The sequence below is a fragment of the Paracoccus aminovorans genome, assembly GCF_001546115.1.
GTDB classification, from domain to species: Bacteria; Pseudomonadota; Alphaproteobacteria; order Rhodobacterales; family Rhodobacteraceae; genus Paracoccus; species Paracoccus aminovorans_B.
Map to the genome: position 1 here is coordinate 21,594 of NZ_KQ955210.1, position 21,800 is coordinate 43,393.

The following is a 21,800-nucleotide window of genomic DNA, read 5'->3' on the forward strand; positions in this document are numbered from 1 at the left end:
CCGCCCCGCGGACCCAAGACCGAGGAGAGGCAGATGAAAGTCGATCTTGCCCGCCCCCCGATGTCCACGTTCCACATGCCGGGGCTGCATCCCGGCCTGTCCTATCTGCCGCCGCGCCCGGGCTGGATCCTGCGTCCGGCCGAGGGCGCGCGGGTCCGGCTTTTCGCCGAAAGCGACAATCCGAAGCTGCGCCGCGCGCAGCAGAACGCCATCGACCGCCAGCAGCGGCGGATGCTGGCCAGCGTGATGGAAATCAACTGCGCCCCCGTGCTGCTGGAGGACGCGACCTTTCGGCACGGTTTCGCCCTGATCGGCGAGCGGGCCTGGCTGAACGGCGCCGCCGGCGGCCGGCTGCGCACCCGCTATGACCAGCAGAACCAGGCCGAATGGCGCCAGGCCCGGCTGCACGATGCCTTTCGGCGCGCGCGCGGCGCGGCCGATCAGACGCTGCCGGTCTGGAAGGAGCCGGCCGATGACCTGCCCATCGCCATCGAGTTGAAGAACGGTTTCAACTATTACCATTTCACCGTCGAGACCCTGGGCTGCCTGGCCGCCTTTGCCGATGACGACAGCGGCCAGCCGATCAACCTGCATTTGCCGCAGGATAATGTGCGGGGCTTCATCCCGGATTTCATCGCCGCGGTGTTCCCCGGCATCGCGGATCGGGTGGCTTTCGTCTCGAGCGGGCGGCCCTATGACCGGGTGCGCGCGCATTACAGCCACCGGCATTATCTATATCAGACCGCCGACGAGCGCATCCGCGCCGCCATCGCCGAGCCGGGGGTCGATCCCGCCTGGGCCGAGCAGCTGCGCTCGGAAACGCAGCACCGCAAGGCCGTGGCCATGGCCTCCTATGACAGCAGCCTGCGGCTGCTGCGCGAACACGCCCTGCGCCAGGTGCCCGGCAAGCTGGTCGAGGAGCGGCCGCGCCTGGTCTGGATGGGCCGCGATGAAAGCGGCGAGGCCCGCGCGCGCGGCATCACCGGGCACAAGCCGCTGCTGGCCGAGCTTTCCGCCCGCGGCTTCGAGGTGGTCGCCTTCGAGCATCTTGGCCCGCTGGAGCAGATCGCCCAGATGCAGGCCGCCGACATCCTGATCGCGCCGCATGGCGCCGGGCTTGCGAACATGGTCTATGCCAAGTCCGGCGCGCTGGTGATCGAGATCGGCACCCGCCAGACGCAGCTGCACCGCTGGGGCGATTTCCTGCCCGCCGCGCATGTGTCGCGCTGCCATTACGACACGGTCTTTGCCGATGTCGCGGGCCTGTCCGACCTGGCGCGGGTGCCGCCGATCTCGGAAGGGTTGCTGGGCGTGCATGTCGGCCGCAACGCCACCCGCCGCATCCTCGATCTGGTGGACGAGGCGCTGGCACAGGATGCGTCTCAGCCCGGCGCGTCCAGCAGCCCGCGCAATTCATAGACCAGGTCCAGCGCCTCGCGGGCGCTGATCGTGTCGGGGTTGAGCTCGCGCAGCCGGGTCTCGACCGCCGAGGCGCGGGGTTTGGGCGCGGGCGGCGGCGCGGCGCGGAACAGCGGCAGGTCGTCCAGCAGCGCGGCGGGCTTGGCGCCTTCGCGTTCGCCGCTTTCCAACTGGTGCAGGATGTCGCGGGCGCGTTCGACCACGGCATCGGGCAGGCCAGCCAGCCGCGCCACCTGCACGCCATAGCTGCGGTCGGCGGCACCCTTCCTGACCTCGTGCAGGAAGATCACCTCGCCTTCCCATTCGCGCACCGCGACGGTGGCATTCTCGACGCCCGGCAATCGGGCGGACAGGCTGGTCATCTCGTGGTAATGCGTGGCGAACAGCGCCCGGCAGCGGTTCTTGCCATGCAGGTGCTCCATCACCGCCCAGGCGATGCTGAGCCCGTCCCAGGTCGCGGTGCCGCGGCCGATCTCGTCGAGGATCACCAGCGCGTGGTCGTCGGCCTGGTTCAGGATCGCCGCGGTCTCGACCATCTCGACCATGAAGGTGGACCGTCCCCGCGCCAGGTCGTCCGCCGCGCCGACGCGACTGAAAAGCTGGCTGACCAGGCCGATATGGGCGCGGGTCGCGGGGACGAAGGCGCCGGCCTGGGCCAGGATGGCGATCAGCGCGTTCTGGCGCAGAAAGGTCGATTTCCCGGCCATGTTCGGCCCGGTCAGCAGCCAGATCGCCGGCGTGGCGCCTTCGGTCAGGGCGCAGTCGTTGGCGACGAAGGCCTCGCCCTTGCGCCGCAGCGCGCGTTCCACCACCGGGTGGCGGCCGCCCTCGATCACGAAGGTGCGCGAGGCATCGACCTCGGGGCGCACCCAGCCCTCGCCATTGGCGAGGTCGGCGAAGGCGGCGGTCAGGTCGATCTCGGCCAAGGCGCGGGCCGCCTGTCCCAGCGGGCCGGCGCGGTCCAGCACGGCGCGGGTCAGGCGGGCGAAGATCTCGCGCTCGATCTCCAGCGCGCGGTCGCGGGCGTTCAGGATGCGGGTTTCCAGTTCCGACAGTTCGACGGTGGTGAAGCGGATCTGGTTGGCGGTGGTCTGGCGGTGGATGAAGCGGGCGTTCAGCGGCGGGGCCAGCATGCGCTCGGCATGGGTCGAGGTGGTCTCGATGAAATAGCCCAGCACGTTGTTATGCTTGATCTTCAGGCTGGTGACGCCGGTCTCCGCGATATAATCGGCCTGCATGCGGGCGATGACGCCGCGGCCCTCGTCGCGCAAGGCGCGGGTCTCGTCCAGCTCGGGCTCAAAGCCCGGCGCGGTGAAGCCGCCGTCGCGGGTCAGGAGCGGCGGCTCGGCGACCAGCGCATCGTCCAGAAGGTCGATCAACTCGTCATGCCCGGTCAGGTCGCGGGCGGCATCCGTCAGCACGGCGATGTCGTCGCAGCCCAGCAGCGCGGCGATGGCCGCCCCCTGCGTCAGCGCAGCGCGGATCGCGCCGAGGTCGCGCGGCCCGCCGCGGTCCAGTGCCAGCCGCGACAGCGCCCGGTCCATGTCCGGGGCGCGGGCCAGCGCCTCGCGCAGATCGGCGGTCAGGCGCGGGTCCGCGGCCAGATGCGCCACCGCCGCCTGCCGGGCGTGGATTTCGCCCAGGTCGCGCGAGGGGGCGCTGATGCGGCGTTCGAGCAGGCGGGCGCCGCCGGCGGTCGCGGTGCGGTCGATGGCGGCAAGCAGCGAGCCCTCGCGCCCGCCCGACAGCGCCTGGGTCAGTTCCAGGTTGCGCCGGGTCGCGGCGTCGATCTGCATGGCGCCGCCCGCCGCCTCGCGCACCGGCGGGCGGATCAGCGGCATCCGGCCCTTTTGCGTCAGCTCCAGATAGTCGGCGATGGCGCCCATCGCGGCAAGCTCGGCCCGGCTGAAGCTGCCGAAGCCGTCCAGCGTCTCGACCTGGAACAGTGCGCAAAGCCGGCGGGCGGCGGCGGCGCTGTCGAAGCTGCCGGCGGGACGCTCGGTCAGGGCGCAGCCGGCCTCGCGCGCGATCTCGTCGAGGCGCGCGCCCTCGGCGACCAGCAGTTCGCGCGGGGCATGGCGGGCCAGTTCCGGCGCCAGCCGCGCGGGCGGGCAGGGCATGACGCGGAATTCGCCGGTGGAAATATCGACCCAGGCCAGCGCGCAATCGTCGCGCACGCTGGCGAAGCTGGCCAGGAAATTGTGCCGCCGCGCCTCCAGCAGCGATTCCTCGGTCAGAGTGCCGGGCGTCACCAGCCGCACCACGTCGCGGGCCACGACCGACTTGGCGCCGCGTTTCTTCGCCTCGGCCGGGTCCTCCAGCTGCTCGGCGATGGCGACGCGGAAGCCCTTGCGGATCAGGGTCAGCAGATAGCTTTCGGCGGCATGGACCGGCACGCCGCACATCGGGATCGGTTCGCCCAGATGCGTGCCGCGCTTGGTCAGCGCGATGTCCAGCGCGGCCGAGGCGGCCAGCGCGTCCTGAAAGAACATTTCGTAGAAATCGCCCATGCGATAGAACAGCAGCGCGCCGGGGTTCGCCTCGCGGATCGCCAGATACTGGGCCATCATCGGGGTCGGTTGATCGCTCATGTCCTGCCTTTCGCCTGCGCTGCCGCCGTTCTAGGGGATGCGCCGGGCGATGCAAACAGCATCGGCGCAAGATACGGGCAGGGCGTGAAAAATTCCGGTGACAGCGCGCCCGCGTTACGGCATCGTCGCGGCAAATACGCTTGCGGGGCCTTTGACATGAGATCGCTGATTCTGGGCGCATTGCTGCTGACCGTCGCGCAGGCGGCGGTGGCGGCCTGCCCGGATGTCTCGCTGATGCAGAACGCGGCGCGGGGCTGGCTGGCCGGCCAGCGCCTGCCCGATCCCCTGGTGCGCAGCGTCGAGGACGGGGCCTGCGCCTATGCCGCTTTCCGCGGCATCCTCGAGGCCGAGATGGGGCCGCCGGTCGGCGTCAAGGTCGGGCTGGTCTCGAAGCCGGCGCAAAGGCATTTCGGCGTCTCCGAGCCGATGGCCGGGGCGCTGTTCGCGCCGATGCTGCTGCCCGACGGCGCCCGGCTCAGCCTGAAGGGCAGCCGCACGCCGTTTTTCGAGGCCGACCTGGTGGTGACCGTCGGCAGCGCCGCGATCATGCAGGCCACCACGCGCGAGGAGGTGGCGGCGGCGCTGCGCGACGTGCGCCCCTTCATCGAGGTGCCGGACGTGGCGCTGCGCGACGGGGTCACGGCGACCGCGCCGCTGCTGGCCGCCTATGGGCTGACGCCCTGGCGCGGGGTGCTGGGGCGCGGCATTGCCGTGGCCGACCTGGCCGATCCGGTCGCGGACCTGGGCGCGCTGACCGCGACGCTGAAGCTGGACGGCAAGCGCATCGACAGTGCCTCGGGCGAGGTGCTGATGGGCCATCCGCTGGACGTGGTGCTGTGGCTGGTCCGGCAGGGCGGCTATGAGCTGAAGCCGGGCTCGGTGATCTCGCTCGGCACGCTGGGCAAGCTGTATCCGGCCTATGTCGGCCACCGGGTCGAGGTCGAATACCGCCTGGGCGGGCGGGCGATGAAGGTCGGCGCGACGCTGGTGCCCTGACCCCGCGTCAGCCTGCCGCTTTGGGCAGGGGGCGGAAAAAACCTTTGCTTTGCCGGGGGCTGTGTCGCAACACTGTCATCCGGGGCCGCTAGGTGGCAGCCAGCCGCCGATGGGGCGTGTTCTGGAACGGAGTAGATCATATGACCATTCAATCGCGTGCGGCGGGGCTTGCCGCCCTGGTCGCGCTGGCGGCCTCGGGTGCGGCCTCGGCGCAGGATCTGGCGGCGCTGGAAGCGGCCGCCAAGGCCGAGGGCATGCTGACCACCATCGCGCTGCCGCATGACTGGTGCAACTACGGCGGCGTGATCGAGGGTTTCAAGGCGAAATACTCCGAGATCAAGGTGAACGAGCTGAACCCCGACGCGGGCTCGGCCGATGAGCTGGAGGCGATCCGCGCCAACAAGGACAACAAGGGTCCGCAGGCGCCCGACGTGATCGACGTCGGCCTGTCCTTCGGCCCGCAGGCCAAGGCCGAGGGGCTGATCCAGCCCTACAAGGTCGCGACCTGGGACTCGATCCCCGAGGATGCCAAGGACGCCGAAGGCTATTGGTATGGCGACTATTACGGCGTCATGGCCTTCGGCGTGAACTCGGACCTGATCGACACGGTGCCGAAAACCTGGAAGGACCTGACCAAGCCGGAATATGCCAACGCCTTCGCGCTGGCCGGCGATCCGCGCGCCTCGGCCCAGGCGATCATCTCGGTCATGGCGGCCGGGATCGCCAATGGCGGCGAGGCCGGCGAGGCTTCGGGCCAGAAGGGCATGGAGCTGATGGCCGAGGTGAACAAGGCCGGCAATTTCGTTCCGGTGATCGGCAAGTCGGCGACCATCGCGCAAGGGGCCACGCCGATCGTAACCGCCTGGGACTACAACCTTTTGTCCTGGCGCGACGGGCTGAACGGCAACCCGCCGGTCGAGGTGGTGATCCCCGAGGACGGCGTGGTCGCGGGCGTCTATGTCCAGGCGATCTCGGCCTATGCGCCGCATCCGAACGCGGCCAAGCTGTGGATGGAATACCTGTATTCCGACGAGGGGCAGCTGGGCTGGCTCAAGGGCTATTGCCACCCGATCCGCTTCAACGACCTGGCCAAGGCCGGCAAGATCCCGCAAGAGATGCTGGACGCGCTGCCGCCGGCCGCCGCCTATGAAAAGGCGATCTTCCCGACGCTGGAGCAGCAGGAGGCCAACAAGAAGGTCGTGACCGAGGGCTGGGACAAGGTCGTCGGCGCCGCCGTCAAGGAGTAACTGTAAAGTAACGAAAAGCGTGTACACCGGGCGTGCACCGGGCGTACACCGCCTGTGCCCGGGGCGTCGTCCGGAACGGCGGCCCGCATCAGGAACAGCCCCGCCCGCATCTTCGGGCGGGGCGCAAGGGCAACCGGCCGAGCCGGGAAACAGTCACGGCGCGAAGGGGCGCCGGCAGGAACCACGCATGACGCGACTGAACTGGAACTGGCTGGGCGTGGTGCCCTTCTTCGCCTTCGCGGCGCTGTTTCTGATCCTGCCGACGATGAACATCGTCATCGGCGCCTTCCGGAATCCCGAGGGCGGCTTCACGCTGGCGAATCTCGCCGGGCTCGCCTCGCCGCGCATCGTCGAGAGCTTCGCGATCTCGATCAAGGTGTCGCTCGCCTCGGCCGTGCTGGGCTGCCTGATCGGTTTCGCCATGGCGGCGGCGGTGGTCATGGGCGGCTTGCCGGGCTGGATCAAGGCGCCGCTGATGACCTTTTCCGGCGTCGCCTCGAACTTCGCCGGCGTGCCGCTGGCCTTCGCCTTCATCTCGACGCTGGGTCGGGTCGGGCTGGTCACCATGCTGCTGCGGCAATGGTTCGGCATCAACATCTATGCCATGGGTTTCAACCTGCTCAGCTTCTGGGGCCTGACGCTGACCTATCTGTTCTTCCAGATCCCGCTGATGATCCTCATCATCACCCCGGCGCTGGAGGGGCTGAAGCGCGAATGGCGCGAGGCGGCCGAGGTGCTGGGCGCCTCGACCTTCCAATACTGGCGCATGGTGGCGCTGCCGATCCTGTTCCCCTCGCTGCTGGGCACCTTTGCGCTGCTGTTTGCCAACAGTTTCGGGGCGGTCGCCACGGCCTATGCGCTGACCGGCTCGTCGCTGTCCATCGTGCCGATCATGCTGTTCGCGCAGATCCGCGGCGACGTGCTGCAGGACCCGCATCTGGGCTATGCCATGGCCTTCGGCATGATCGTCGTCACCGGCCTGGCCAACCTGGCCTATGTCGTCATGCGCGCCCGCGCCGAGCGGTGGATGCGATGAAGCGGCTGTGGTCCTGGGCGGCGCTGGCCCTTGGCGCGCTGTATTTCCTGCTGCCGCTGATCGGCACCATCGAGTTCTCGCTGCGGATGCGGCGCGGGGAATATTCGCTGGACGCCTATCGTTCCGTGCTGTCGGACGCGGCCTTTCGGCAGACCTTCAGCTATTCCGTGGTCATGGCGCTGCTGACCATCGTGCTGGGGGTGCTGATCGTGGTGCCGACCGCCTATTGGGTGCGGCTGCGCCTGCCGCGGCTGCGCCCGGTGATCGAGTTCATCACCCTGCTGCCGCTGGTGATCCCGGCCATCGTCGTGGTCTTCGGCTATATCCGGCTTTACAACACCAGCTCGATCCTGCCGCTGACCGGCACCGCCTCGGGCACCAACCTGCTGCTCTTGTGCGGCTATGCCACGCTGGCGCTGCCCTATATGTATCGCGCCGTCGACACCGGGCTTTCGACGCTGGACGTGCGCAGCCTGACCGAGGCCGCGCAATCGCTGGGCGCCGGCTGGACCCGGATCATCGGCCGGCTGATCCTGCCCAATGTGCTGGGCGCGGTGATGTCGGGCGCCTTCCTGTCCTTCGCCATCGTCATCGGCGAATTCACCATGGCGGCGCTGCTGAACCGCCCGGCCTTCGGGCCCTACATGCAGCTGCTGGGCGCGAACCGCGCCTATGAGCCGGCGGCGCTGGCGGTGATCGCCTTTGCCGTCACCTGGGGCTGCATGGGGCTGATGCAGCTGATCTCCCGCCTGTTCGGCACAGGGATGCAAGCGAAATGACCTTCCTGACCCTCGACCACCTGCAGAAATCCTTTGGCCCGACGCGGGTGGTGCATGACTTCGACCTGGGGGTCGAGAAGGGCGAGTTCGTGTCGTTCCTGGGCCCCTCGGGTTGCGGCAAGACCACGGTGCTGCGCATGGTCGCGGGGTTCGAGAGCCCCAGCGCCGGCCGCATCGTGATCGACGGCCAGGACGTGACGCGGCTGCGGCCGAACCAGCGCAAGATCGGCATGGTGTTCCAGGCCTATGCGCTGTTCCCGAACCTGACCGTGGCCGAGAACGTCGGCTTCGGGCTGAAGGTCGCGGGCCTGCCCCGGGCCGAGCGCGGGTCGCGCGTGGCCGAGATGCTGGAGCTGATCGGCCTGCCGGACCTGGGCGGGCGCTATCCCTGGCAGCTGTCGGGCGGCCAGCAGCAGCGGGTGGCGCTGGCCCGGGCGCTGGCGCCGCGGCCGCGCGTCCTGCTGCTGGACGAGCCCTTGTCGGCGCTGGATGCCAAGATCCGCGTCAGCCTGCGCAACCAGATCCGCGCGATCCAGCAGCAGCTGGGCATCACCACCATTTTCGTGACCCATGACCAGGAGGAGGCGCTGTCGATTTCCGACCGCATCGTGGTCATGCACAAGGGCGTCGCCGACCAGACCGGCACGCCCGCGCAGATCTACAACCAGCCGGCCACCGATTTCGTCGCGGGTTTCGTCGGCACGCTGAACCGTTTCGAGGCCGAGGTGCTGGACCCCGGCACTGGCCTGGTCCGCGTCGAGGGGCATGAGATCGCGCTGGACCGGCCCCTGCCTGCCGGCCGCATCGCGCTGGCCGCTCGGCCCGAGAGCCTGCAGATCGCCGAGGCGGGCATCCCGGCCGAGATCACCGGGGCCGAATTCCTGGGCTCGGTGCAGCGGCTGCGGGCGCGGGTCGCCGGGCGCGAGGTGGTGCTGGACCGGTTCAACGCCCCGGGCGCCGAATTGCCGCGCCCGGGCCAGCGGTTGCACCTGACCGCCACGCCGGGCGGCTGGCTGGTGCTGGGCGGCTGATTGCGGTCGATTCCCTGTCACCTGCCCAAAAGGACAGCTGACCCGGCGCCCATGCGCATGGTTTAAATCGGCATGAATTCGCCGATTCGGTGAGATTCCTTTGCGGAAAACCGCGCCTGCGCATTACGAGTTCTGGAGATTTGAGATGGTGACGATTCCGGGCACCGCCGGCAACGACAGCCTTGTCGGCACGGCCGATAACGATTGGATCACGGGTGACGCAGGCGACGATACGCTGCAAGGGGGCGCCGGCAGGGACACGCTGGACGGCGCCACCGGCAGCGATGTGGTCGATGGCGGCAGCGGCGCGGATCAGCTGATCTGGTCGGCCGATTCCGGCAGCAGCGGCGCGCCTGACGACTATCACGGCGGCGACGGCGAGGACGGCTACAACCCGGACGTCTATTCCCTGTCCGGCGGCGACACGCTGAGCATGGTCACCGCCGGCGCCGGGGCGGGCGGCTTTGAGGTGACCTTCTCGACGCCGAATTCGGGCACGGCGCAGGATGCCTTTGGCAATACCCTGTCCTTCGACGGCATCGAGCGCGTCTCGACCGGCAACGGTGCCGATTTCATCGACGCCACCGGCGCGGCGCCGGTCGATGGCCAGGGAATCCGCATCCAGACTGGCGGCGGCGACGATACCGTCCTCGCCGGCAATGGCGCGAATTATATCAACACCGGCGACGGCAACGACATCGTCCATGGCGGCTCGGGCTATGACCTGGTCGAGACAGGCACCGGCGACGACACCATCTACGGCAATGGCGGCACTGACGGGTTTCGCTGGGGCGACGGCAATTACAACGGCGCCATCGGCAACGACGTCTATTACGGCGAATATGGCACCGGCACCATCGACCCCGGCTCGACCAATACGCTGAACGCCTGGCAGCACGACACCGACGGCAATGGCGTCCGCCTGGTGCTGAACACCTCGACCAGCGGCACGGTGGATGCGACCGGCGCCGCGGCCGGGCACCTGGATTTCTACGAGTTCAACAATGTCATCACCGGCTCGGGCAATGACACGGTGGACGGCTCGGGCGCCGGGGTGGACGGGTTCCGCACCTATACCGCCTGGGGCGACGACTCGATCCTGGGCAGCGCCGGCAATGACGAGATCGAGGGCGGCTGGGGCTCGGACACCATCGACGCCGGGGCCGGGAACGACCGCATCTCGATGGCGGGCGACCTGAACGCGGCTCATGCCTGGGACGACGACGGCCAGGACCTGCTGGTGCTGCGCGACGGCTTCGGCAATGACACCGTGCGCGCCTTTACCATCCGCGACTACAGCCAGCCGAACGATTGGGGCGGGGTCGACCACTTCCCGCAGGACCGGCTGGATGTCAGCGGGCTGCATGACGCGGACGGCAACCCGATCAACCTGGATGACGTCACCGTCGGCTCTTATGTCGACCCGCGCGACGACAGCACCCATGCGCTGCTGACCTTTCCGAACGGCGAAAGCCTGGTGCTCTATGAGGTCGATCCGGCCGATCTGACCCGGGCGCGGCTGCACGAATTGGGCATTCCCTGCTTCTGCCGCGGCACGCTGATCGCCACGGATCGCGGCGAAATCGCGGTTGAACAACTGGCGGTCGGTGACCTGGTCGTCACGCGCGACCATGGGTTGCAGCCGATTCGCTGGATCGGCACCCGGGCGCTGGATGCCGTGGACCTGGCGACGGCGCCGAAGCTGCGGCCGATCCGCATCCGCGCCGGCGCGTTGGGCCGCGGGCTGCCGCGCGCCGAGCTGATGGTCTCGCCCCAGCACCGCGTCCTGGTGCGCTCGGCCATCGCGCAGCGCATGTTCGGCGCGCCCGAGGTTCTGGTCGCGGCCAAGCAATTGCTGGCGATCGCGGGCATCGAGCAGGTCGAGGCGGGGGCGGTCGAATATATCCACCTGCTGTTCGAGCGGCACGAGATCGTGCTGTCGAACGGCGCCGAGACCGAGTCGCTTTACACCGGCGCCGAGGCGCTGAAGTCGGTCGGTGCGGCGGCGCGCGACGAGATCCTGACCCTGTTCCCCGAGCTGCGCGAGGGCCCGGCCGCGGCCGCGCGGCCGCTGGTGCCGGGGGGCAAGGCCAGGCAATTGGCAGAGCGGCACGCTCGGAACGGAAAGGCGCTGATCGGCTAGGAACGCGCAACCACAGGTGGAAATTGCAGAGCGGGATAGCCCTGCGCCCTGCCCGAAAGGACAGGTAACGGCGTTTTGGTGCTTTCTTTCTAATCCGCCCCGGATAGGCGATTCGGGGCGGTTCATCATATTTTAACCCCTCTGGCCTATCCCCAACGTGAGCGAGATTGGGGACAGCGATGGCTGTGATTAACGGAACGACAGGCGCCAACCGCCTGAACGGAACGACGGGGCGCGACACCATCCAGGGCTTCGATGGCCGCGACACGCTGAACGGCGGGCGGGGCAGCGACCATCTGCACGGCGGCCCCGGGGCGGATGTGCTGATCTGGGACCAGGATCCGCTGTCGCGCGGCAGCGTCGATACCTATATCGGCGGCAGCGCCGGCGAGAATTACGATTCCAACATCTATGGTGCCCTGTCGGGCGGCGACCGGCTGCATCTGAACGGGGCCGGCGGCTTCCGCGTCACCTTCAACAACAGCGAGAACGGCTTCGCGCTGGACGCCTGGGGCAACCGGCTGAACTTCTCGGGGATCGAGCGGCTGCAGACCGGCGCCGGCAACGATTCCATCGACGGCAGCAAGGCCGGGCTGAACGCCGAGCGCGGCAGCGGTGCAAGCTACATGCCGGTGCACGGGCTGACGGTGAATTCGGGTGCCGGCAACGACACCATCCGCGGCACCAACGGCAGCGACGTGATCGACCCCGGCACCGGCAACGACCGGGTGTTCGGCGGCGGCGGCAACGACCTCTTGATGCCCTCGCAGGGCAACGACTATGGCCATGCCGGCGCCGGCGAGGACAATGTGCGCTGGGGCAACAACGGCAGCATGGGGCCGATCTACAACATCGGCCATGACACGCTGGTCGGCGGCGCCGGCCACGACCTGCTGAACCTCTGGGCCAAGGGCAATGGCGAGAACAGCGTTGGCGTGAACGTGGTCTTCACCAGCGCCAGCACCGGCCGGGCCAGCTATCCGCAGGCCAATGGCACCGTGGTCTTCAGCGAGTTCGAGCAGTTCTGGACCCATGAGGGCCGCGACACCGTCACCGCCGCCAATGCCACCATCGGCGCGAATCGGCAGGGGATCATGATCAACACCCGCTGGGGCGATGATCGCATCACCGGCAGCGCCGGCAATGACACCATCGAGGGCGGCGACGGCGCCGACACCATCAACGGCGGTCGCGGCAACGACTTCATCTCGATGTTCGAGGATATCACGGCCGCGAACGGCGCCGGCGTGCCGCGCGATGCGGCCCGCGACGTGCTGATGCTGCAGGACGGCTTCGGCTCGGACACCATCCGCGCCTTCCAGGTCGGCGGCGCGAACGGCGACGTGCTGAACGTCAGCGCGCTGCATGACGCGGCCGGCAACCGGATCGATGTCGGCGACGTCCGGGTGTCCTCACAGGGCAGCAGCGCCGTGCTGAGCTTTCCGAATGGCGAGCGGCTGGTGCTGGAGGGCGTCAATGCCGGCACGCTGACGCGGGCGATGCTGGTCAAGCTGGGCATCCCGGCCAACAATGCCCAGACCAGCGAGACGGCCAGCGCGGCGACGCTGTCGGCCGAGGATGGCGCCCAGGCCAAGACCGCGACGGCCGCGAGCAGCCTGGCCGCGACCGAGACCGCGGGCGATCAGCTTGCGGCGGATCACTTCGCCTGGCGTTTCGCGCCCGCCGCGACGGCGGCCGAGGACCATGCGGCCGGGGCCAAGGCCGATCTTTCGGATCTGGTGGACAGCTATCGCGGCTTGGCCCATGCCGACAGCGGCGACCATGCCGGCGTCCAGCACCTGCTGGCGCAGCTCTTCGACTGGGCCTGATCTCCTGGGCGGCGTCCCGTTGCGGGGCGCCGTCAGTCCCGCCGCGCGCGGCGCAGGGCGGCCGCCTGCCGGATATGGCCGGGCAGGATGGCGAAGCCCTTGGCATAGCGCAGGAACAGCCGGCGCGGGTTCGACAGCATGCGCCAGGCCCATTCCAGCTTGGCCTTGCGCAGCAGGGCCGGCGCCCGGCGCTGGTGGCCCGACAGGAAATCCAGCCCGGCGCCGATCGAGGCGAAGCCGACATTGCCCAGGGCATCGCGGGCGCGGATCGCGAACAGCTCCTGTCGCGGCGCGCCCAGCGCCAGGAAGCAGAGCCGCGCGCCCGAGGCGCGGATGCGTTCGATGATCTGGCCGGCTTCCTCGCCCATCGGGTCGAAGGGAAAGCCCGGTGCATGGGTCAGCGCCACGCGCAGCCCGGGCACGGCGCGCACCATGGCCTCGGCCGCCAGCGCCAGCGATTCGTCGCTGCTGCCGATCAGCCCCACCGGCAGGCCGGCCCGTGCCGCCTCGGCCGCGAGCGGCAGCACCAGGTCCGAGCCGGGCGCCAGCGCCACCGGCCGTCCGGCGATGCGCGACAGCCAGACGATGGGATTGCCGTCGGCGCAGACCAGGTCATGCGCGGCATAGGCGCGGCGGAAACGCCCGTCCTCGGCCAGCCTTTGCAGGTGATCGACGTTGATCGTGGCGATGGCGAAGCCCTGGCCGTCCCGCAGTTTCTGCCGCACCGCCGCCAGCAGCGCCGCTGAATCGTGACAATTGATCCGGACGGCATTGCCGTCGGGAAAGCTGAACTGCATGATGCGCCTCGGGGTGCGGCCGGAATTTGCGGCAGGATGTGTCCTGGGCGCGGCGATTGCAACGCCCTTCCCGGCCCTTGGTAAAGAGCGGCGCCCGCCGCGTGATGGAGGCAGGCCATGCCCGTATTGGCCCTGATGGTGCTGCTGAGCTGGCCGGTGGTGGTCGGCATCCTGTTCTCGCGCAAGGAGCGGGCGCTGGCGCTGATCTGGTCGATCTTCGCGGGCTACCTGATCCTGCCGCAGCTGGTCGAGATCGACCTGCCGGCCTTTCCGGGCCTGAACAAGCACATGATCCCGGCGATGGCCGCGGCGGTCATGGTCTATTTCGTCACCAAGGACCGCGCCCGGGACGAACCGCCGCCGCCGCCCATGGGCGCCTGGGTGGCGGTGCTGCTGGCGATGAACTTCGCCGCGCCGGTGCTGACGGCGCTGACCAATCCCGACCCGCTGATCGACGGCATCAACTACCGCCCCGCCATGTCGATCAGCCAGGGCGTGGCCGACCTGATCTTGCAATTCATCCTGCTGCTGCCCTTCCTCATGGGCTACAAGCTGCTCTGGAACGCGCGCGGGGCCGAGCTGTGGATCCGTGCCCTGGTGCTTGGCGTGCTGTGCTATACCCTGCCGATGCTGATCGAGCTGCGCATGAGCCCGCAGATCAACGTCTGGGTCTATGGCTATTTCCAGCACGATTTCATCCAGACCATCCGCTATGGCGGCTATCGACCCATCGTCTTCCTGGAGCATCCGCTGTGGGTGGCGCTGATGACCATGACCGCCTTTCTGTCGGCCATCGCGATCTGGCGCAACGACCGCACCCGGCGCAACCTGCTGATCGCCGCCTATCTGGGCTGCATCGTCTTTCTGTGCAAATCGGCCGGGGCGCTGTTGCAGACGATGATGGCGGCGCCGCTGGTGGCCTTTGCCCGGCCGCGGCTGATGGTGCTGGCGGCGGCGCTGGTCGCGGGCGTGGCCTTTTCCTATCCGACGCTGCGCACCACATCCTGGATGCCGCTGCAGGGCATCGTGGACTTGGCCATGTCGATCTCGCCCGAGCGCGGCCGCTCGCTGGAGTTCCGGCTGATGAACGAGGAGGCGCTGCTGGAGCGCGCCATGGAGCGGCCGGTCTTCGGCTGGGGCGGCTGGGGGCGGCCGCTGTTTTACGACCTCTACAACGGCAAGCTGGCCTCGGTCCCGGACGGGCAATGGGTGATCTGGATCGGCGCGCGCGGCATCTTCGGCTATCTGGCGCAGTTCCTGCTGCTGCTGACGCCGATCTTCGCCATGCTGCGCGCCATGCCCGGCGGCCGCCACCCGCCGCGCGAGCGCGAGCTGGTCGTGCTGGGCACGCTGTCCCTGATGCTGGCGATGAATCTGCTGGACCTGATCCCGAACGCCACGATCACGCCCTTGACCTGGCTGACGGCGGGCGCTCTGCTGGGCAATGCCCACAGGCTGCGGCAGGGTGTCGCGGATGATGCCGACCTGCCGCTGAACGAACGGATTCTGCCTAAAAAGGCAGGCATTCAAACGGTTTTATAGGTTGGTCCGCGGCGCCGAATTGGCTATGCCGAATACGCCTGCCAGTTGTTAAGCCATTAGGCCCCGCAGGGGGTTTCCACGAGTTGAAAAGAGGCATCCCATGGCCTTCGACAAGAGCGTCGTTGAGGACAGTGACATCGCCATCGTCGGCATGGCCGCGCAGCTGCCGGGTGCGGCGGGCGTGGCCGAATACTGGGACAACCTCTGTCGGGGCGTCGAGTCGATCCAGCGCGTGCCCGAGGCCGAGCTGATCGCGCGCGGGGAATCGCGGGCGCGCATGGCCGATCCGAACTACGTGCCCTCGGCCGCGATCCTGGGGCAGTTCGACGAATTCGACGCGGAATTCTTTGGCCTCTCGCCCAAGGAAGCCGCGATCATGGACCCGCAGCACCGCAAGTTCCTGGAGACCTGCTGGCACGCGCTGGAGGATGCCGCCCATGTGCCCGAACGCTTCGCCGGCAATATCGGCGTCTGGGCCGGCTGCGGCATGGGCAGCTATTTCTACTGGAACGTGTGCTCGAACCGCGACTTGGTCGATGGCGTCGGGCATTTCCTGCTGCGCCATACTGGCAATGACAAGGATTTCCTGTCGACCCGCGTCAGCCATGTCTTCGACCTGAAGGGGCCTTCGGTCAATGTGCAGACGGCCTGCTCGACCTCGCTGGTGGCAATCCACATGGCCTGCCAGTCGCTGAATTCGGGCGAATGCGACATGGCGCTGGCCGGCGGTGTCACCATCGAGCTGCCGCATGGGCTGGGTTATCTCTACAAGGAAAACGAGATCCTGTCGCCGGACGGCCATTGCCACGCCTTCGACCACCGGGCGCAGGGCACGGTCTTTGGCAGCGGTGCGGCGGTGCTGGCGCTGCGCCGGGCCAGCGATGCCATCGCCGATGGCGACCATATCTGGGCCATCATCAAGGGCTCGGCCATCAACAACGACGGCGCCGCCAAGGCGGGCTATCTGGCCCCCAGCGTCGAGGGCCAGGCCCAGGCGATTTCCGAGGCGCTGGTCATGGCCGGGGTCAGTTCCGACAGCATCGGCTATGTCGAATGCCACGGCACCGGCACGGCGCTGGGCGACCCGATCGAGGTCGCGGCGCTGAACCAGGCCTATGCGCGGGTCTCGGACGGCACGCGGCAGGGGCCCTGCCATATCGGCTCGGTCAAGACCAATATCGGCCATCTGGATACGGCGGCGGGCAGCGCGGGCCTCATCAAGTCGGCGCTGGCGGTGCATCACGGCCAGATCCCGCCCAGCCTGGGCTACGAGGCGCCGAACCCGGCCATCGACTTCGAGGGCGGGCCGTTTCGCGTCAACGATACCTTGGGCGGCTGGCCCATCGCCGGGCCGCGCCGCGCCGGGGTGAACTCGCTGGGCGTCGGCGGCACCAATGCGCATGTGATCGTCCAGGAGCCGCCGCTGGCGCAACCTTCGGGCGAGTCGGATTGGCCGTTCCAGATCATCGCGGTTTCGGGGCGCAGCAAGGCGGCGCTGGATGCCAATGCGGCCGCGCTGGCCGGCTGGCTGGCGGCGAACCCGGCGGTGAACCTGGCCGACCTGTCCTTCACCCTGACGCAGGGGCGGCGGCAGTTCGACCGGCGCCGGGTGCTGGTCGCGGAAACCGCCGAGCAGGCGGCGGCGCTGCTGGCCAATCCCGACCCGCGGCTGGTCTTCGACCACCAGCCGGTCGGCGACCCGACTGATGCGGTATTCATGCTGCCCGGCGGCGGCGCGCAATATGCCGGCATGGCGCGCGGGCTCTACCAGACCGAGCCGACCTTCCGCGAATGGATGGATCGCGGGCTGGACCATATGGCGGCCGCGCATGGCACCGACCTGCGGGCGCTGTGGCTGCCCGAACCGGGAGCCGAGGCCGAGGCGGACCGGCGGCTGCTGCAACCCTCGCTGCAATTGCCGCTGCTGATGATCACCGAATATGCGCTGGCGCAGCTGTGGATCAGCTGGGGCGTGACGCCTGCGGCGCTGATCGGCCATTCCATGGGCGAGAACACCGCCGCCTGCATCGCCGGGGTGATGAGCTTTCAGGATTGCATCGGGCTGGTGCGGCTGCGCGGCTTGCTGATGGACCGGGTGCCGGCGGGCGGCATGCTGTCGGTGCCGCTGGAGCCGGCCGAGTTCGCCGAAGAGCTGGCCGCGCTGGGGCTGGACCTGGCGGCGGTCAACGGGCCGTCGATGTCGGTGGTCTCGGGACCGGACGCGACGCTTGACGAATTCGCCGCGAAGATGGCGGCGCGCGAGGTGGAATGCCAACGCATCGCCATTTCCATCGCCGCGCATTCGCGGCTGCTCGACGGGGTGATGGCCGAATTCCGCGCCTATCTGGCCTCGATCCCGCTGAACCCGCCGCGCATTCCGATCATCTCGAACCGCTCGGGCCTGCCCTTGACCGATGCCGAGGCGACCAGCCCGGATTACTGGGTCGCGCATCTGCGCGGCACCGTGCGCTTTGCCGATGGCATCGCGCATCTGGCGCAGGCGCCGGGGCGGGTCTTCCTGGAGGTCGGGCCGGGCCGCGCCATGCAGGCCATGGCCAAGGCCAACCCGGGCGTCGCGGCGCATCAGGTGGTGTCCACGCTGCGCCACCGCGACCACGCGACCGAGGATGACAGTTTCTTCATGGCCGCGCTGGCCCGGTTCTGGGCCTGCGGCGGCGCCATCGACTGGGGCCAGATCTGGGGCGAGGCGCCGCGGCGGCGGCTGTCGCTGCCGGGCTATGCCTTCCAGCGCAAGCGCTATTTCATCGAGCGTTCCGCCAGCGTGGCCACCGACGCCGCCGACGAGCTGGCCCGGATCGAGGAGCCCGCCGAATGGGGCTGGCGCCCGGCCTGGAAACTCGCCTCGCCGAATATCGAGATCGGGCCGCAGGGTCCGGTGGCGACGGGCTCGCAGAACTGGCTGGTCTTTGTCGACGAGCTGGGCCTGGGCGAGCGCGTGGCGGCGGGTTTGCGCGCCCGCGGCCAGCGCGTGGCCGAGGTCCGTATCGGCGACAGTTTCGCCGACAAGACCGTTTCTGGGGGCGACGGCCGCTTCCTGCTGCCGGTCGAATCCGACCGCGAGGGCTATGAGATGCTGCTGGCGGCGCTGGCGGCGCAGGACATGGTGCCCGAGCGCATCCTGCACCTGTGGTCGGTGACGCAAGGCGCGAAGTTCCGCCCCGGCTCGAGCCTGCTCAACAGCCAGCTGGAGCGCGGCTTCTTCGGCCTCTTGCACCTGGCGCAGGCCATCGGCACGGAACTGCCCGAGGCCAAGCTGGAGCTGATCGCGATCTGCAACGACGCGCTGCGCGTCGCGGACGAGCCGGCGCCCAGCCCCGAGAAGGCGACGGCGGCGGGACCGATCCGGGTCATGCCGCATGAGATGCCGAATATCCGCGCCCGGCTGGTCGATGTGCGCGTGCCGAAGGCGCTGGACGCGCTGGCCGCGAACCTGCTGGAAGAGGCGCTGGCGCCCTCGGGCGCGGCCATTGCGGCTTGGCGCGACGGGCGCCGTTTCGAGCAGAGCCTTGAAAAGGTTGCGCTGGCCGATGACGGCATGGCCGGCGTGCCGGCGGGGGCGACCTGCCTGATCACCGGCGGTTTCGGCGGCATCGGCCAAGCCATTGCCCGCGAGCTGGCCGGCAGGGGCGGCGCGAAGCTGGCGCTGACCACGCGCGGGCGGGTGGACAGCCCGGCCATCCTGGCCTCGGTCCGCCAGCTGGAAGCCTTGGGCGCCGAGGTGCTGGCGATCCGCGCCGATGTGACCAGCCCCGAGGACATGGCCCGGGCCGTGGCCGAGACCAGGGCGCGCTTCGGCGGGCTCGAGGTGGTGCTGCATGCGGCGGGGGTGATCCGCGACAGCCTGATCGCCGCCAAGACCGACGACGACAGCTGGGATGTGCTGGCGCCGAAGCTCTTGGGCACGAGGGCGCTGGTCGAGGCGCTGGACGGGCAACCGGCGGGGCTGACGGTGCTGTTTGCCTCGACCTCCTCGGTGATCGCGCCGGCGGGGCAGGCGGATTACGTCGCCGCCAACGAATACCTGAACGCGGTGGCGCGATCCGCGCCGCCGGCGCTGGGGCGCGTGGTCGCGGTCAACTGGGGCGTCTGGGCCGATGCCGGCATGGCGGCGCGGGCGATGGGGCTGGACACGGCCTCGGTCGTCGCGGTGCCGCAGGGCCGGCCGCTCCTGGACGACAGCCTGCCGGTTCCGGGCGGGCGCGAGTTCCGCAGCACGCTGCGCATCGAGGACTGGATCATCGGCGGCCACAAGACCGCCGCGGGCCAGGCGCTGATGCCCGGCACCGGCTGGATCGAGCTGGTCTCGGAGGCGGCGCTGGAATCCGGCCTGTCGCTGCCCATCGTGATCCGCGACCTGGAATTCCGCCGGCCGCTGCTGGTGACGGACAAGGCCATGGTGACGACGCGGGTAACGCCCGAGGGCGACGCCATGCGCATCGACATCCTGGACGACCCGCAGGGCGATCCGAACGTCACCGCGCTGGTCGGCCGGCTGGACGCGCCCGCGCCAGCACCGCTGGCGGTTGCGGGCGGCTGGGACCAGGACGGGCAGGGCACGGCGCTGCCTTCGGCACAGGAACGGCAGATGACCTTCGGGCCGCGCTGGAAGGTGCTGCGCCGCTTCCGCATCGCCGAGGGCGAAGGCGTGGCCGAGCTGTCGCTGGCGCCGGAATTCGCCGGCGAGGCGGGCGAGTGGCTGGCGCATCCGGCGCTGCTGGATATCGCCACCGGCTGGGCCATGGCGCTGATCAAGGGCTGGTCGCCCGATCACCTGTGGGTGCCGATGGGCTATCGCTCGATCCGGCTCTACGCCCCCTTGCCGGCGCAGGTGACCAGCCGCATCCGCAACGCGGGCGAGAACAGCGATGCCCAGGGCATGGCGCAATTCGACATCACCCTGGCCGGGCCGGATGGCGCGATTGTCGCGGAAATCAAGGGCTTCGCGCTGCGCAAGCTCTCGGCCGCGATCTCGGCCCAGCCGCAGCGGGCGGCCGCCCCGCGCAGCCTGTCGCCGGCCGAGCGGCGCCTGCAGCACAATATCAGCCAGGGCATCCCGGCCGCCATCGGCCCCTCGATGCTGAGCCGGGCGATCTCGACCGGGCTGGCGCAGGTCTATGTCTCGTCGCTGGACCTGAACGCGCTGATCCTCGAGGCCGGCGTGGTCGAGGATGCCGCGCCCAGCGAGGGCGGCTTCGAGCGTCCCGACCTCGACAGCGATTTCGTCGAGCCCACGCCCGGCACCCAGGCCGAACTGGCCGCGATCTGGTCGGAACTCTTGGGCATCGCCCAGGTCGGCGCCGCGGACAGCTTCTTCGACCTGGGCGGGCATTCGCTGATCGCGGTGCGCATGTTCGGGCAGCTGCGCAAGAAATTCGGCGTCGACCTGCCGATCTCGACCCTGTTCGAGGCGCCGACCATCGCCGGGCTGGCCGCGCTGGTCGAGGAACGCACCGGCCCGCGCGAGCTGGTCTCGCCCGACAATGTGGCCAAGCTGCCGGTGTCGCAGAAACCGCGCTTCCGCTTTGTCGTGGACATGGGCGGGCGCGGCGACGGCACGCCTTTCTTCATCGTCGCCGGCATGTTCGGCAATATCATGAACCTGCGGCAACTGGCGCAGCGCACCGGCGCCGACCGCCGCTTCTATGGTCTGCAGGCGCGCGGGCTTCTGGGCGACGACAAGCCGCATGACAGCTTTGCCGAGGCGGCGCGCGACTATATCGAGGAAATCCGCCAGGTCCAGCCGAACGGCCCCTATCTGCTGGGCGGCTTTTCGGGCGGCGGGCTGACGGCTTACGAGATGGCGCGGCAGCTGCGCGCGGCGGGCGAGGAGGTGGCGATGCTGGTCATGCTCGACACGCCCTTGCCGCTGCGCGAGCCAGTCAGCCGCAAGGACCGGCTGGCGATCCGCCTGGGCGAATTGCGCGAGGGCGGTCCCGGTTTCGTCTGGAAATGGCTGCGCGACCGCGTGGGTTATGAATTCCAGCGCCGCAGCAAGGCCAAGGCGATCGAGGCGGAAGTCGCGGCCGAGGCGACCGGCGCCTTCCACGACCTTGCGATTGAGGCGGCCTTCCTGGCTGCGCTGCCGGGGATGCAGGTGACGGAATGGGACGGGCCGGTGGCGATGTTCCGCCCGCCGCTCGACAAGCGCTGGAAGGTGACCGGCGGGCGCTGGATCAACTCGGGCCGCGATTATGTCGTCGAGGACAACGGCTGGACGCCCTACATGCCGCAGCTGCGGGTGATCGAGGTGCCGGGCGACCATGACTCCATGGTGCTTGAACCCAATGTGCGCCGCATGGCCTCGGTCCTGCGCGAGATCCTGCGCGAGGCCGATGCCGCGCCCTCCAGCGTCAAGGCGGCAGAGTGACC

The 21,800-nt window shown here is 69.3% G+C and carries 12 protein-coding genes; 10 read left to right on the forward strand and 2 right to left on the reverse strand.

What is annotated here, in order from left to right; translation table 11 throughout:
* Positions 1-33: 33 nt before the first annotated feature.
* Positions 34-1,419 carry a glycosyltransferase 61 family protein gene (locus ASV56_RS17970; protein WP_062563392.1) on the forward strand — a complete coding sequence of 462 codons (1,386 nt, stop codon included), beginning with the start codon at positions 34-36 and terminating at the stop codon, positions 1,417-1,419.
* Here the strand turns inward: ASV56_RS17970 and mutS are convergent.
* Positions 1,383-4,010, reverse strand: a complete 2,628-nt coding sequence (gene mutS, locus ASV56_RS17975) for a DNA mismatch repair protein MutS (RefSeq protein ID WP_062563393.1) — start codon at positions 4,008-4,010, stop codon at positions 1,383-1,385. The two genes, ASV56_RS17970 and mutS, sit on opposite strands and share 37 nt — an antisense overlap.
* A 156-nt stretch (positions 4,011-4,166) precedes the next feature.
* On the opposite strand from mutS, the gene ASV56_RS17980 reads away from it, so the two are divergent.
* The 7 genes from ASV56_RS17980 to ASV56_RS18010 all read left to right on the forward strand — a co-directional run bounded on the left by ASV56_RS17980 (position 4,167) and on the right by ASV56_RS18010 (position 13,071).
* Positions 4,167-5,006, forward strand: a complete 840-nt coding sequence (locus ASV56_RS17980; RefSeq protein WP_062563394.1) for a 2-keto-4-pentenoate hydratase — start codon at positions 4,167-4,169, stop codon at positions 5,004-5,006.
* 140 nt (positions 5,007-5,146) lie between these two features.
* On the forward strand, positions 5,147-6,253 hold the full coding sequence (locus ASV56_RS17985) for an ABC transporter substrate-binding protein (RefSeq protein ID WP_062563395.1): 1,107 nt from the start codon (positions 5,147-5,149) through the stop codon (positions 6,251-6,253).
* A 187-nt stretch (positions 6,254-6,440) separates the two neighbouring features.
* Positions 6,441-7,289, forward strand: a complete 849-nt coding sequence (locus tag ASV56_RS17990; protein ID WP_062563396.1) for an ABC transporter permease — start codon at positions 6,441-6,443, stop codon at positions 7,287-7,289.
* Positions 7,286-8,068, forward strand: a complete 783-nt coding sequence (locus ASV56_RS17995; protein ID WP_062563397.1) for an ABC transporter permease — start codon at positions 7,286-7,288, stop codon at positions 8,066-8,068. The genes ASV56_RS17990 and ASV56_RS17995 overlap by 4 nt, the downstream gene beginning before the upstream one ends.
* On the forward strand, positions 8,065-9,099 hold the full coding sequence (locus tag ASV56_RS18000; protein ID WP_062563398.1) for an ABC transporter ATP-binding protein: 1,035 nt from the start codon (positions 8,065-8,067) through the stop codon (positions 9,097-9,099). Before ASV56_RS17995 ends, ASV56_RS18000 begins: the two co-directional genes overlap by 4 nt.
* Before the next feature lie 145 nt (positions 9,100-9,244).
* Positions 9,245-11,242, forward strand: coding sequence for a Hint domain-containing protein (locus tag ASV56_RS18005; protein ID WP_062563399.1), 1,998 nt, complete (start codon positions 9,245-9,247; stop codon positions 11,240-11,242).
* 179 nt (positions 11,243-11,421) lie between these two features.
* Positions 11,422-13,071 (forward strand): calcium-binding protein, encoded by a 1,650-nt coding sequence (locus tag ASV56_RS18010; protein ID WP_062563400.1) that lies wholly within the window; start codon positions 11,422-11,424, stop codon positions 13,069-13,071.
* Positions 13,072-13,103: 32 nt separating this feature from the next.
* On the opposite strand, the gene ASV56_RS18015 is transcribed toward ASV56_RS18010, so the two are convergent.
* Complete coding sequence (locus tag ASV56_RS18015) at positions 13,104-13,868, reverse strand: WecB/TagA/CpsF family glycosyltransferase (RefSeq protein ID WP_062563401.1); 765 nt, start codon at positions 13,866-13,868, stop codon at positions 13,104-13,106.
* Between the two features lie 117 nt (positions 13,869-13,985).
* Here ASV56_RS18015 and ASV56_RS18020 point away from each other — a divergent pair, with 117 nt between their 5' ends.
* A complete protein-coding gene (locus ASV56_RS18020; RefSeq protein ID WP_062563402.1) occupies positions 13,986-15,410 on the forward strand; it encodes a hypothetical protein in 1,425 nt (474 codons plus the stop codon).
* A gap of 100 nt (positions 15,411-15,510) precedes the next feature.
* Positions 15,511-21,798: a type I polyketide synthase gene (locus ASV56_RS18025; protein WP_062563403.1), complete on the forward strand. Its 6,288-nt coding sequence runs from the start codon at positions 15,511-15,513 to the stop codon at positions 21,796-21,798.
* Positions 21,799-21,800: the final 2 nt, after the last annotated feature.